The 12,982-nt window shown below is 54.9% G+C and carries 11 protein-coding genes; 4 read left to right on the plus strand and 7 right to left on the minus strand.

The annotated features are described in order from the left end of the window. Nucleotides 1-28: 28 nt before the first annotated feature. The 3 genes from N8E89_RS23025 to N8E89_RS23035 all read right to left on the minus strand — a co-directional run bounded on the left by N8E89_RS23025 (nucleotide 29) and on the right by N8E89_RS23035 (nucleotide 4,981). Nucleotides 29-2,566: an NAD-dependent epimerase/dehydratase family protein gene (locus N8E89_RS23025; RefSeq protein ID WP_262263302.1), complete on the minus strand. Its 2,538-nt coding sequence runs from the start codon at nucleotides 2,564-2,566 to the stop codon at nucleotides 29-31. A gap of 183 nt (nucleotides 2,567-2,749) precedes the next feature. Next, complete coding sequence (locus N8E89_RS23030) at nucleotides 2,750-3,232, minus strand: hypothetical protein (RefSeq protein WP_262262130.1); 483 nt, start codon at nucleotides 3,230-3,232, stop codon at nucleotides 2,750-2,752. A 168-nt stretch (nucleotides 3,233-3,400) separates the two neighbouring features. Further along, nucleotides 3,401-4,981 carry a bifunctional aminoglycoside phosphotransferase/ATP-binding protein gene (locus N8E89_RS23035; RefSeq protein ID WP_262262132.1) on the minus strand — a complete coding sequence of 527 codons (1,581 nt, stop codon included), beginning with the start codon at nucleotides 4,979-4,981 and terminating at the stop codon, nucleotides 3,401-3,403. A 511-nt stretch (nucleotides 4,982-5,492) separates the two neighbouring features. Between N8E89_RS23035 and N8E89_RS29505 the strand changes: the two genes are divergently transcribed. The 4 genes from N8E89_RS29505 (at nucleotide 5,493) to N8E89_RS23055 (ending at nucleotide 8,555) form a co-directional block, all read left to right on the plus strand. Then, nucleotides 5,493-5,903, plus strand: a complete 411-nt coding sequence (locus tag N8E89_RS29505) for a PTS sugar transporter subunit IIA (RefSeq protein WP_410010457.1) — start codon at nucleotides 5,493-5,495, stop codon at nucleotides 5,901-5,903. A gap of 84 nt (nucleotides 5,904-5,987) precedes the next feature. Beyond that, on the plus strand, nucleotides 5,988-7,682 hold the full coding sequence (gene ybaL, locus N8E89_RS23045) for a cation:proton antiporter domain-containing protein (RefSeq protein WP_262262134.1): 1,695 nt from the start codon (nucleotides 5,988-5,990) through the stop codon (nucleotides 7,680-7,682). 20 nt (nucleotides 7,683-7,702) lie between these two features. Continuing rightward, nucleotides 7,703-8,035 (plus strand): hypothetical protein, encoded by a 333-nt coding sequence (locus N8E89_RS23050; RefSeq protein ID WP_262262135.1) that lies wholly within the window; start codon nucleotides 7,703-7,705, stop codon nucleotides 8,033-8,035. 4 nt (nucleotides 8,036-8,039) lie between these two features. After that, entirely contained in the window at nucleotides 8,040-8,555 is a 516-nt protein-coding gene (locus N8E89_RS23055; RefSeq protein ID WP_262262136.1) for a hypothetical protein, read from the plus strand. A gap of 374 nt (nucleotides 8,556-8,929) precedes the next feature. Here N8E89_RS23055 and N8E89_RS23060 read toward each other — a convergent pair whose 3' ends face one another. The 4 genes from N8E89_RS23060 to N8E89_RS23075 form a co-directional block, all read right to left on the minus strand. Continuing rightward, nucleotides 8,930-9,631, minus strand: coding sequence for an NUDIX hydrolase (locus N8E89_RS23060; RefSeq protein ID WP_262262138.1), 702 nt, complete (start codon nucleotides 9,629-9,631; stop codon nucleotides 8,930-8,932). Between the two features lie 766 nt (nucleotides 9,632-10,397). Then, nucleotides 10,398-10,697 (minus strand): helix-turn-helix domain-containing protein, encoded by a 300-nt coding sequence (locus N8E89_RS23065; protein WP_262262139.1) that lies wholly within the window; start codon nucleotides 10,695-10,697, stop codon nucleotides 10,398-10,400. Nucleotides 10,698-10,888: 191 nt separating this feature from the next. Continuing rightward, on the minus strand, nucleotides 10,889-12,490 hold the full coding sequence (gene ctaD, locus N8E89_RS23070) for a cytochrome c oxidase subunit I (protein ID WP_262262140.1): 1,602 nt from the start codon (nucleotides 12,488-12,490) through the stop codon (nucleotides 10,889-10,891). A 90-nt stretch (nucleotides 12,491-12,580) separates the two neighbouring features. Further along, nucleotides 12,581-12,943, minus strand: coding sequence for a carboxymuconolactone decarboxylase family protein (locus tag N8E89_RS23075; protein WP_262262141.1), 363 nt, complete (start codon nucleotides 12,941-12,943; stop codon nucleotides 12,581-12,583). Nucleotides 12,944-12,982 lie beyond the last annotated feature (39 nt).

The following is a 12,982-nucleotide window of genomic DNA, read 5'->3' on the forward strand; positions in this document are numbered from 1 at the left end:
CTGCCGCCTGCAAACCGGGCGGCGGCTGTCAAACGATCACCCTGTCCCAGCCGCCATAGTGTTCCTGGCTGCGCTTGCCACGCGGCAGGCTTAACCCGATCAACAACACACCAACTGCCACACCGCCCGCGGTTCCGGCATCCGTTGCACCATCAAGGACGAACGGAGAGGCCGCTATCCAGACGCCGAACGCCACGTTCAGGAAGCGAACCGGGCGCGCGACTTCCGCCATCGCGGTGACAGAAACCATGATTATGAGACAGCCGAGAATATGGTCGCTGAAATAGAGCGGGGGCTCGGTCCCGAGCAGCGGCGTGGTCATCAGAAATGCGCCCAGTGCCGTACAGGTGACGAGGGTCCAGGGAAAATTGACGCCGCCGGTCACGAAGTCGCGCAGCACCGCAGTGGCGGAGCGGACAAGGTCGGGTTCGGGGGTCTGGTTCTCTGACAGTGCCGGGCCGCCTTGCCAGAAGGTCCGCCAGAACGGCTCGCCCGCCCGGTTGGCGCGGTAGAGGTACTGGCATGTTGCCAGCACCTCGTCGATCGAATAGGGCACGAGCACAACTGTAACCGCGGCCTGAATGATACACAGTGTGCACAGCGCTCCAATGAGCGGCGGCTGGATGATAATAAAACTGACGCTGACGATGCCGAGCGGGATGATCAGAAGGCCGAACAGCACTACCATCCAGGGCATGGTGCGCCAGCGGCGGCGGTCGCCTATCGCACCTGCCACGATATCGAGCGCATAGGCGAAAGCGCCGAGCCCGGCATCCGCGACGGGGAAACCTTTCGAGAGCCAGGACGTCACCACCGCCTCGCTACCGTTATTAGCCGATGTTCGGCCCGACCCAAAAAACGGTTCCCACAGACTGTCGATGTGGCCGAGCTGAAATGCGCCGAGATAACGTGAAACGAAAAGGCCGACAAAGGCCAGCGCGATGATCGGGATGCGCTGCGTGAACGAAGAAGGTGAATAGCTCCACCCGAGCGGCTGGTCGTCGTCGGCTGCCAGCGCGCGGCGGCTCACTCCTGGCGTCGGCGGGATCATGACGGCAAACGCCACCACCAGCATGCCGATCAGCGTATCCACCGCATATGCGGCCGCGCTGGTCGTCCAGAATGCCAGCGGCGCGAAAAGCACCCATATCCCGACCATGGCCGTGATCCACTGCAGCCACATCCGGCGCCGGGGCATTCCGGCGAGGGCGAAGACAAGGATCAGCAGCCCGGAAAGGATTTCGCTGACGCCCAGCCACGCATTGCGGATTTCCGGCGGCGGAATCTCAAGTCCAAGCGCCGGAGGGATGGGTGCGAAAGCCGGATCAAACAGGCCGTAGGCGAAGGGCGAGACGATCAGCCAAAGCCCGAGAGCGGCGTTAGTAAGTGGGGCCCACAGGGTCAGCGCACGATGTCGGTCGATCGCGGCATCGACCTCCTCCATAGTGCGCTCCAGCGGACCGCGTAACCGCTCCTCCGCCTGGTCGAGTTCGGGTCCGGAAGCGGCAACCCCTGACGGATCGAGCCTGTTCCTGGCGTACCAGTCGGTCGGGTCAGCCTTCAGGCGCGCGATCATTTCCGGCAACGTGTCCATCAGGTTGCGCCGCGGAGTCCACCCAAGCAGGGTCCGGGCGCGCGAGATGTCGAGTTCGTAGTGGTCGTCCGAGTTTTCCACCATCCAGGGCCGGATATCCGTGTCTTGATCCAGCACCTCGGTCTGGACCCATGAGCCGAGCTTCATGATGCCTTTAGGGAGGGAAAGGGTGAGCCAACGTTCGTCATGAACAAGATCGCCGATGCGCTCCTGCAACTCTTGATAAGACGGCGTCTTCTCCTCGCCAATCAGCAGGATTGTCTCATCCGGAAGCTCGGCACGGCGGTCGACGGTCCGCACCACGGCGTCCACAAGGTCGTCGCGGTGTACATAAGGCTGCCCGTGGGTGATATCGCCTGTGAAGAGGTAGGCTGTCGGCAGGCGTTCGAATATGCGGGCGATCTGCTGGGCGATGAAGGCTGCCCGGCAGTCTTCATCATAAACGCCCGCGAAACGGAGAATGACCGATTTGATCGCCCCGCGCCGTTCCTGGATCACCATCTCGGTTTCAGCTTTGGATCTTGGGTAAGCCCACGGCGGCTCAAGCGGTGAACCCTCATTAATCTTCACGCCTTTGCCGGGACTGGGGGCATGCACTAGAAGCGTGCTCGAAAACACGAACTGTTCGACTTCGAATTTCTTGAGCGCATCGAGCAGCCGCCGCGTTCCCTGCACGGTCACTGCGTCATATTTCGGGTGTTCTTCACCGGTCGTATCGTAGTAGGCGGCGAGGTGGATGACAGAGGCGATACGACTTCCTGCTCGCTCGCGAACCTGCGTCATTGTCTCAACGATGCTCGCTTCGGATGTCAGGTCGATATCCAGCGTATCCATGCCCTCGGTCGGTTGTCGAGGCCGTCTCGCGTCAAGACCTATGACACGATAGCGCTGGAGCAGGCTTCGCGCTATCGCCTGTCCAAGGAAACCGCTGCTGCCGGTGATAAGGACGATCGGAAGGCTCTTCTTTTGCATGTCGGCGGCCCCTTGGAGCGGTTCTCTTCGCAAACGTCCCCTGTCCGACAGGGTTCCTGAATCGCGGACATCGCCGAAGGTGCTTTCGGTTTTCGCCGAGACAATCTTGGTTGTCATCGCAGCCTTTGCCTTAACGATTTTATTTCTCCCTTCTATCGGCGACAGTGGTCATAGGTTGCCGTTTTACTGGCAGCTCGTTTCTTCGCGGCCGCGCGCATATGGTAGCCAGTAGTAAGAAATCGCCCGCTGAAGCTCTGTCGTATGGAAGGCATAGGCCTCAACGCCTTCACAGTGACCGACGAATTTCCCGAGATCCCTGGCTTTCCGGAAGAACCATGACGCTGGCAGTCCACGTCCGAAGGAACTGACTGCGAGAGCCGCGACGAGAGGACGGTCGTGGTAGACGTCTTCCTGCATCAGATGTTCCAAGGACTTACCGATTATCCTGATCTCGCCGAGAGAGGAGACAGTAACCATTTTGGCCAGACGGCCGTACGTCGTCGGGAGCCGTCTTTGGGCCTGTTTCACAAGCTCATGGCGGAGGTGCTGTTTCAAAACCTCTTCAATCTCCGCGTGGCATACCGGATCAGATCCGCTGATGATTGTGTATTTCGCAATGGCTTGAGCAGGCATTGCGTTGATGTCGAGTCGGGAAAGCACCGGCATGATCGCCTCCGTTAAATGGTGGCGGGACCAGGATACGCGACGTGCACGGCGATGGAGGAACTCCTCTCCCCATCGCACTAATCGGCAAGCCGCGCTCGTGCACCTGGCCACGCCGAACAACAGTCTCGGCCAAGCTTCACAACAAATCCAACGAAATTAATCCTTGTCTCAGTGCAATTTTATTGCATCAAAGGAATTGACCATATCCGCACCACGGTCGTCGTTAGATACGGCCTCTATTTCATTGCGAACGAGCTCGACAATAGCGTCGACTGATTGGCCAGCATCGATATGCCGCCAGCGGATTGCTCCGAGATCCTTCGTCTCCTGGACGTCCAGCACTTCAATGGTCGCGTCCGACACGCTGTTCTTTCTACCTGCAATGCGTGACTTCAACATCGAATGCTCGCCCTCCAACCAGATTCCGACAAAAGGTAACCCAAGGGTGTTTGCGACGCGTTTGATCGAGGTTCGGTTTCCTGGCTTGTCGAACACAGCATCAACAATGACAGTCCCTTGCGAAGCCAGAACGGCCCCCGCTTTGTCGCAAAGACGTTCGTAAACATTGTCGGAAACCTCCGGGCGATAGGCTTCGTCTGAAAGTTTTTCGGTTGGTCGTATACCAAACATCGCCTTGCGGACGCGGTCACTTTCAAAAATTCGCGCACCGGGTGCGCATCCGGCATGTGCGGCCAGCGCCTCTGCAATTGTTGACTTGCCCGATCCGCTCAATCCTCCAATCGCGATCAGGTGCGGTGAGGGTGGTTCCAGCAGATCGATCGCAAGACTGAAGTATGAACGCGCCAAATGCCGGAGGCTGTCGGACTTGTTCTCATTCAACTTCGTCTGACTCGCGGTGACATGGGCACGAACAGCAGCACGCAATGCCATGAAGAAGGGGAGTAGGGCGGTGCCGTCGTCGTCATTTGTTGTGTCTAAGTATCGGTTCATCACAAGATTGGCATGGCCGCGCAGATTGCGATGCCAAAGGTCCATCAAAAGGAACGCCAGATCATAGAGCACATCGACTGTCGCAATCTGATCGTTGAACTCTATGCAATCGAAGAGCCTGGGTCCATCGTCGGTAAGACAGATATTGCGCAGATGAAGGTCTCCATGGCAGCGTCTGATCATGCCGGCGGTTTCGCGGCTGTCCAGATGTCTTCGATGCACTTCCAGAGCCGTCCGGAACATTTGGTGGAACGTTTGAACTTCGCTTTCAGAAAACACGTGACTGGTCGCAAAACCACGCTGGTTGATATCGAGTACAGATTCGATGTTGGTTGAACCGCTGTTGGCGTGGACCGGAGCGACCTTTTGATGGAATTGCGCGATCACTCGAGCGGTGGTGTCCATCAGAGACGCCTCGAGCTGGCCTGCTTCAGCCATTTTGTCGAAGAGACGGTCTTGAGGAAACCGCTTCATCTCGACGACAGCATCAATCGTTTCATTCGTTCCATCAAAACACAGCTTTCCACCAGGTTCGCGGGTAATGCGGCGAACACCTAAATAAAGTTCGGGCGCTGTTTTGCGGTTGAGCTCGATCTCTTTCAAACAATAGGAAATCCGCAATGCGGACGTTGAAAAATCGGCGTAGGGAAACTTGACAGCACGCTTCAGTTTGAACGCTCTGTCCGCGATGAGAAAGATGAGGGATATGTGGGTTTCCAGCATCTCGACAGCGCCTTCCAAGCCGTAGCTTTCGGCACGGTTCAAAAACTCAATTGTCTCGCTTTGATCGTGGCACATTTTGTCGGCTTCCAGTGACCTGCACGCTCGTGTAGAGCTACCGTTCGATGCCCCGAAATTGTTGGCAATCCCATCATGCAGACATTTGTCTGAGACAAACTGGATCAAGGCATCAGGATGAAAACTGCACATTGTCGGCGCTCAAGATATTCCGGCGCTTCGCTCGGGCGTCGAAACTGAACGCGAATGCGACGTCGGGGTCAAGCTGGGGGATACCGCCCCCTCTCAATGTCACTCAATGTCTCCCTCCGTATTTACCGCAGCTTGACTTATAACAACGTTCACATAGCCTGTAGCGGATATGTCTTATATCCAGATCCAACTCCTTCGAGAGCCGCAGCGCCTCAAAGCGGGACTTTAGCCCGGACGCGGACCTCAGCCCTGGCTTAGCGTCCGGGACATCCAGGAATCCCCACTTAGTTCTGTGTGAATGCAGTCTTGTCGGAGACTGCAAGAGCTGAGCCATACTTATCGGTTCGGCAGGGAGGCGGTCATGGTCATTGGCAGCTTTATGTCTGTAGAAAACATCGCGCTTGATTTGATCGCGAGAGGCAAACGTTCAGTCGTTTCCAAGATTGCAATGCGAATTGCGAGTCAGTCGGGAATCAGCGAGCAAATCATTCGCGAGAGTCTTTTTGACCGTGAGCGGCTTGGCACGACCGGAGCCGGTCATGGTGTTGCGATCCCCCACGCGCTGCTTGACGCTATAACTTGCCCCATCGTTTTCTTCGCCCGATTGAAACGCCCGGTCGAATTCGACGCGCCGGACGATGTCGCAGTCGACCTTGTTTTTACCCTGATCTGGCCAAAAAGTGATGATGTCAATTTCCTGCCTTTCCTCGCACAGGTAAGCCGGTTGTGCCGCTCCAGGAGGCGAGCGCTGACTGGCTTCGGCAAGCACAGTCCCCCGATGAAGTCTTGAAAATTATCCAAGACGATCCTCAGGAGATGCTTCCAGACTTTACAATCCCTCCGACTTTCGTTGCTGACAGCGGCAGGTATGGACATGTCTGAACAGCTGTCACTGACCACCACCATAGTCGTCAGTATCGGCCTTGCTTTCGTGCTGGGGTATGTCGCCCACAGGATGAGGATCCCACTGCTGGTCGGATATCTGGCCGCTGGAATTGTGCTGTCGCCCGCCACGCCATGGTTCATCGGAAATGTCGATGCTGCGCAGCAATTGGCTGAGATTGGTGTGATCTTTCTGATGTTCGGTGTGGGTCTGCATTTCTCATTGAAGGACCTTCTGTCGGTCAAGGGGATCGCGGTGCCAGGTGCAATAGTCCAGATCACCCTAGCAACACTTCTAGGTATCGGGCTTGGCTGGTTGTTGGGTTGGTCGTGGAGTTCTGGCTTCGTGTTCGGTATCGCGTTGTCAACGGCAAGCACAGTTGTCCTTCTACGTGCCGTTCAGGAGCGCGGCCTGTTTGAAACTACGCAAGGTCGCATCGCCGTTGGATGGCTGATCGTCGAAGACCTCGCCATGGTTCTGACAATGGTCCTTTTTCCGGTACTCGCAGGGTTTCTATCCGGCGCAGACGGTGGTGACGAGCAACTGCCAAACGTCTGGCTGACCATGGCACTCACGCTCGGTAAACTCGCGACCTTTGTCGCGTTGATGATGATCGTCGGACGGCGTCTTATTCCCTGGATATTGCATGTTCTCGCACATGAAGGCGCACGGGACGTATTCCGGCTGGCCGTAATTGCGATCGCGCTGGGTGTGGCTTACGCCGCCGCTACACTGTTCGATGTTTCCTTCGCACTCGGCGCATTCTTCGCGGGAATGATCCTCAGTGAATCCTCGCTCAGTCATCGAGCTGCAAAAGATGTACTGCCGCTCCGGGATGCGTTTGCAGTGTTATTCTTTGTCTCGGTTGGCATGTTGTTCGATCCCGCCGTCCTCGCGGAAAATCCGATTCCCGTCATGGCGACGGTTGGGATCATCGTGTTTGGCAAATCAATTGCCGCCTATATGATCGTGATCGCTTTTGGTTATCCCCGCAGAACCGCGCTGACTGTTTCGGCAAGTCTCGCCCAGATTGGAGAATTTTCCTTCATTGTCGCTGCCCTCGGTGTCGGCCTTGGTCTGTTACCCAAAGAAGGGCAGGATTTTATCCTGGTCGGTGCCATAATTTCAATTCTGATCAATCCGCTATGCTTCTTACTTCTGGATAAATTTAGTCATGCCACGGCGACGGTCGTTTCCAATGCGGCAGATCCGCAGCCTGCGATGGAGGAACGTGGCACGGCGCACACATCACTGCGCGATCACACAGTCATCATCGGATGCGGTCGTGTGGGTTCCTTGCTGGCTGAAGTGCTGTACGCGCGAAACGTGCCCATATTCGTTATCGACGAAAGGCATGATCTGATAGAAGCGCTCCGAGACAGGAGAATCGAGGGAAGTGTTGGCAATGCCGCAAACAGTCTTGTCCTCAATGCCGCCAATCTTCCGGCGGCGCGGCGTCTGATAGTCGCAATTCCCGGCGCGTTCGAAGCCGGGAGCATCGCGCAGCAAGCACGCACGACAAACCCTAACCTCACAATCATCGCCCGCTCACATTCCGATGCGAGTACTGCACATCTGACGTGGTGCGGAGCCGATTATATTATCATGGGAGAGCAACAAATCGCTGAAGCGATGATCAATCATCTGAACGGATCAACATCAAAAGAGCAGAATACAACGACGTAGGCTCATTTCGGCAGGAAAACATGGACGCTGTTTTGAATCCAGTACGCCTGGAAAATTGGTATCGTGGATGTCTCAACGACACTGAACTAGGACACGCATTAAACGTCGATGAGAAAATTGTTCGCGATATCCTTCACACCCCAACATTTCGATCGGCCGTCCAAACGGTGAAACACCAAGGCCAGACGATCCGACTGCTACCCAACAAAGTCCGCGTCGGCCTTAGTGCTGTCCATGCGCTCTATCAGAAAGCCGGGATACCGTTAGAAATAGCGTCTGATATCATCGGCTGCACATGGATGATTAGCGAGATCCATCGGCAAAACCTTGGACTTCATTCCGCCATCGGTTGAAACCATGGTCCTGGCAAACGGTGACACTGTGGCAGTCGCCGCTCTCAACGGAAACGAACTCGATCCGTTGATGATGTTCGATCCCTATTCAAGCGAGGAGATACCGATTTCAATCCTGGATGAATATCTCGAACTGATTAATGGCAAGTATGTATGCTGGAGCAAGCCAAAGGAAAATGGCTATCAATTTCTCTGCGATCTTCACGACATTTCCAACTATCAAATCCACCCGGCTTGGGATCGTCAGCGACCGGATATGCAGTTCCTGACAGTAGCGATGCGGCTTAGAGGCCATCATGAGCGTTTCGATACGTGGATCGGGCGCGTGGACGAAAATATCTTTCACCCGCAGATTGATCGTCGAACAAGCAAGCGAACGGACATGGCCACTATTCTCCAACCAACTGATGGAGCATCTTCCCTGGCGCTCGTCTATCAAACGAAAATCTCGGTCAACATCTCCCTCGCAGCGCGTTCCATGAAGCGAAGGGCTTTGGGGTTGTGTGTAGCCGATGTTTGAAGGACGCCTTCCACGCTCGTATTTCGCAAGAGTCTTTAAAGCAGGTTTTATTGAAAATCGATCGACGGATCGATGTTCGTGATAAAAACGATGCGTACACGACATCGAAGTGGCTTTTTCTACGCAGTTCATCAAGGCGACTGTCTCAGTGAGGCCGGATTGCCCGGTGGAAAATTTCAGCTGCGACCAACTAATAGCCCTGCATGCCACTATCCCTTACATTGCGACACAATCGCAGCACCGACATCCCGCCCACAATGTCGGTGCGATGTGAATCCATGACGTTCACCAGCCCAAGGGAAGCCGGGCTGGTGCGATCACGGGCTGTTCACGGTGAGGCGTGCATCAACAAGCGTTCTCATGAATACGTCTTGTTACCGAAGCACATCGAGGTCACCTTGCATCCTTCTTAAGACCTGTCCGAGTTCACCATCGGAGACGGTTTCCGCAGCCTCTGCGATTGTAAACCATCGCCGCGTGCGTTGAGTGGACTCCGGCCAATTGATCAGCATGTTGTGAACATGGAGACCAAACAGGATAACGGAGCAATCGGCTGACGACCCATCGCGCAGCATTTTGACGTAAGTATATTCGCCGATTGCCTCTGGACCCGGATCCCCTATGACGCCGGCCTCTTCAAACGCCTCTTGAGCCGCGGCCTGTGCCGGCGTTTTACCTTTCATGGGCCAGCCTTTGGGCAGTATCCATCTTCCTCTCTCGCGAGAGGTGATCAATAGGATCTTGAGCTTGCCGCGCTTTGATCGCCGCCAGGGAAGGGCGCCATACTGCTGGAGAAAACCGAGGCTTTCCGAACGAGTTGCAGATTGCGCCACACACTCCGTATCATCGCGCATCTTCATAATTGCCCACCGGAGTATTTGACGCGTGGTCGGATCGGCAATGTGGGAAATAGGATCGCTGATTGCCAAGGACTCGGTACAGGGCGATGGATCCGGCGAACGCAATACAGGCAACGAATAGCCGCACTTGGCAATTTGCAATAAAAGACTTGGTATATTGAGAATTTCGTGAACGTGAACACAACAAGCTCCAAGTGTGCGAGCATTATAACTCAACTCACACCATAAATGGCACCGCTAAGATGTTTTTGAAGGTAATCCCGGAGCGAAATAACTGTGGGCGGTATTCAGTTCATCAAGAAGTCACTCCGGGAAAAGCCATGCGCTTCCCCGGCGCGCCTCGTCATCATGATGAAGGTTCTCATAAACATAATCTGTCACTATACTGTGATTTGGACAAAACTACGGCGTCGTATTACTTATGGCAGCCGAACGTAAATGCATTTGTAGTTGACTTTCGCCGCTGACTGGGCATGATGGAGACCATGCGTAGTCATTCGCCTGCCATCGTTCCGTTTTACCGGACAAGTCTCCTCATAGGGCATTAGCCCTGGTCCCGATTGTCGCAGAGCGATAGCGGGGCCAGGAGTCTCACCATACAATTGTTAACACGCGTGTTTTCATCGGTTCTGGATTGATCCGTCTGATGGAAATTCATCCGTTCGTCTGCACATAAGGACGCTTGTCGAAGGTCGTACCCGGTGCGCGGCTGTCACTGCATGACGGCAACTATGAGAACAGGAAAAATTCAATGGCAAAGAAAAAAAGGCAACCGCGAAATTCGCAAACCCAAACAGATCAAGGAAAAACCATCTGCCGAGATCTTGCTCTCCCGACTTCGCGCAGAAAAAAAGAAGTAACGTCTGATAGCCTATAATTAGAGGCGCGCAGGATTAGCTACGAAGCCCGCGCGCCTCTTCTGACCACGTATTGAGGTGACAGATCGCGTTGCGCAGATTGTGAACCTGGCAGAGCGCGAGGTCTATGGCACGCGGTCAGGTGCAACTATACCGCCTTCATTCTCAAGGATGGCGATACGTTTGGCCTCAGATTTTGTGAATTTCAAACGCACACCGATGCCACCGCCGTTGTCAGAAATAAAAACTGCGCCGGCATTCTCCAATGCTGATTGCAAGGCAAACACTTCATCATGAGTTGGCTCGTCAAGCTTACGCTCAAAATTCATGATGGTTTCGACTTTAATACCGGAAGAAATTGCGAGTCGATCGCGCGAGAAGTCGATAAGTGCCCGCGCTGCACGACATTGAGAGCCAGTAATCATAGTTCACCCTCCATAGCAAACAGGATCGCCCAACCAGTGGACAGGGTCAATCGTTCAATGGCCCTAGTGCGCTGGAATTAGCGCGCCATCTGATTTCAAAGGCGAACCAGCGGTTGCCACCGATTGTTTCCTCTTGGTGCTGTCTCAAAGTCGATCTACGACAGAGTCATTCTAGGACATACTTAACATCATCATTGCCTTTCAACGATGCGCGGGAGCCTTTCGAACTGATGGAAAGGTGGCGGGGAGGGAAGTGTCCATTCCAGCGTCGTGGCACCGGCGCCCCAAGGATTCGCACCGGCTGGCCGTTTGGACCAGAAAGCTTGCGCGACCGTGACAATGAAAACCAATAGGCCCGCTGCAGAAATATAAGCCCCGATTGAAGAGACGAAGTTCCATCCCGCAAACGCATCCGGATAGTCGGCATAACGGCGCGGCATGCCTGCGAGGCCGAGGAAATGCTGCGGAAAGAAAACCAGATTGACCCCGATGAACGTCACCCAGAAATGCAGCTTGCCGAGTGTTTCGCTGTACATGTAGCCGGTCATCTTCGGAAACCAATAGTACCACCCAGCAAAAATGGCGAAAACAGAACCTAAAGACATCACATAATGGAAGTGGGCTATGACGTAATAAGTGTCGTGCAACATACGGTCGACACCCGGATTGGCCAGCACAACGCCCGTAACGCCGCCCATTGTGAACAGGAAGACAAAACCGATGGCCCAAAGCATCGGTGTTCTGAACTCAATCGACCCACCCCACATTGTTGCGATCCAGGAAAAAACCTTCACACCCGTCGGGACGGCGATGACCATCGATGCAATTGCGAAATAACGCAACGTGGCGATGGACAACCCTGTGGTGTACATGTGGTGTGCCCACACCATGAAACCGATCATGCCAATGGCAACCATGGCGTAGGCCATGCCGAGATAGCCAAAGATTGGCTTTTTTGAAAAAGTAGAGACGACATGGCTGATAATCCCGAACCCCGGGACGATCATGATGTAGACTTCGGGATGACCGAAGAACCAGAAAAGGTGCTGGTAAAGGATCGGGTCGCCACCTCCCGACGGGTCAAAAAAAGTCGTGCCGAAATTGCGATCGGTCAAGAGCATCGTGACGGCTCCGGCGAGCACGGGCAAGGCGAAGAGCAGCATGAAGGCGGTGACCAGCATCGACCAGGCAAACAGTGGCATCTTGTGCAGGGTCATGCCCGGCGCGCGCATATTGAAGATCGTGGTGATGAAGTTGATCGCGCCGAGAATCGAAGAGGCACCTGCAAGGTGGATTGTCAGGATGACGAAGTCCATCGCCGGTCCAGGTTGTCCCATCGTCGAATACGGGGGATAAAGTGTCCATCCCCCACCATGGCCCCGCGAGCCGGGCGCTCCTTCAACGAACAAAGAGATGATGAAAAGGATAAAAGCCGCGACGAGTAACCAAAACGACAAGTTATTCAACCGTGGGAATGCCATATCCGGCGCGCCGATCATGATCGGCACGAACCAATTGCCGAAACCTCCAATCAGTGCTGGCATGATCACGAAGAAGATCATTATCAACCCGTGGGCGCTGACCAGAACGTTATAGACATTCGGATCCGCGAAGAACTGCAGCCCTGGCTCCTGAAGCTCCATCCTCATGGCTACCGAAAGCCCGGTGCCGACTATGCCGGCCAATAAGGAAAAGATGAGATAGAGAGTGCCGATATCCTTATGATTGGTCGAGGAGAACCACCGGTTGAAAAATCGGGGTTTGTGATCTGCATATAACGCTTTGCTAAACATTGCGCGTAACGCTTCCATCGTTTTGGCGGAAGAGAGGAACTGATAGAAACTTCACTGCCGCATCAGTTGATTGATCGGCATCGCTCGAATTTATAACGGACGCCGCGGTTCGCGGGATTGCTCCTCACTGATTGCCGTCAGCATCAGCGAGGAATGCGCATACGAGCCACCAGCCCGCATCTCGGCGGCGACCCAGACCGCTTCCATCAGTTCCTGCGGCGTTGCTCCAGCCTTTAGGGCTGCCTTGGTATGACCCCTGATGCAATAAGGGCACTGGGTCACGTGAGCGACGGCGACGGCGATGATCTGCTTTGTCTTGGAGGGCAACGCGCCATCTGCGAACACCTTGCCGCTGAACGCTTTGAACGCGTCGTTGATTTCCGGAGAGAGCAGCCCGCGCATTTCCGATAGCTCTCTGGAGGGCTGCGGGTAAATTGGCTCTGGAGTGGTCATATTAAGTACCTCTTCAAGCGGTTATAGGCGCACGGTCCA

It is taken from the genome of Phyllobacterium sp. A18/5-2, from assembly GCF_025452215.1.
GTDB lineage: Bacteria > Pseudomonadota > Alphaproteobacteria > Rhizobiales > Rhizobiaceae > Phyllobacterium > Phyllobacterium sophorae.

Coding starts and splice junctions, on each gene's coding strand:
- N8E89_RS23055 (WP_262262136.1), top strand. CDS start 8,040: ATGGTCCTGGCAAACGGTGACACTGTGGCAGTCGCCGCTCTCAACGGA.
- ybaL (WP_262262134.1), top strand. CDS start 5,988: ATGTCTGAACAGCTGTCACTGACCACCACCATAGTCGTCAGTATCGGC.
- N8E89_RS23035 (WP_262262132.1), bottom strand. CDS start 4,981: ATGTGCCACGATCAAAGCGAGACAATTGAGTTTTTGAACCGTGCCGAA.
- N8E89_RS23065 (WP_262262139.1), bottom strand. CDS start 10,697: ATGATTACTGGCTCTCAATGTCGTGCAGCGCGGGCACTTATCGACTTC.
- ctaD (WP_262262140.1), bottom strand. CDS start 12,490: ATGTTTAGCAAAGCGTTATATGCAGATCACAAACCCCGATTTTTCAAC.
- N8E89_RS29505 (WP_410010457.1), top strand. CDS start 5,493: ATGTCTGTAGAAAACATCGCGCTTGATTTGATCGCGAGAGGCAAACGT.
- N8E89_RS23025 (WP_262263302.1), bottom strand. CDS start 2,566: ATGCAAAAGAAGAGCCTTCCGATCGTCCTTATCACCGGCAGCAGCGGT.
- N8E89_RS23030 (WP_262262130.1), bottom strand. CDS start 3,232: ATGCCGGTGCTTTCCCGACTCGACATCAACGCAATGCCTGCTCAAGCC.
- N8E89_RS23050 (WP_262262135.1), top strand. CDS start 7,703: ATGGACGCTGTTTTGAATCCAGTACGCCTGGAAAATTGGTATCGTGGA.
- N8E89_RS23075 (WP_262262141.1), bottom strand. CDS start 12,943: ATGACCACTCCAGAGCCAATTTACCCGCAGCCCTCCAGAGAGCTATCG.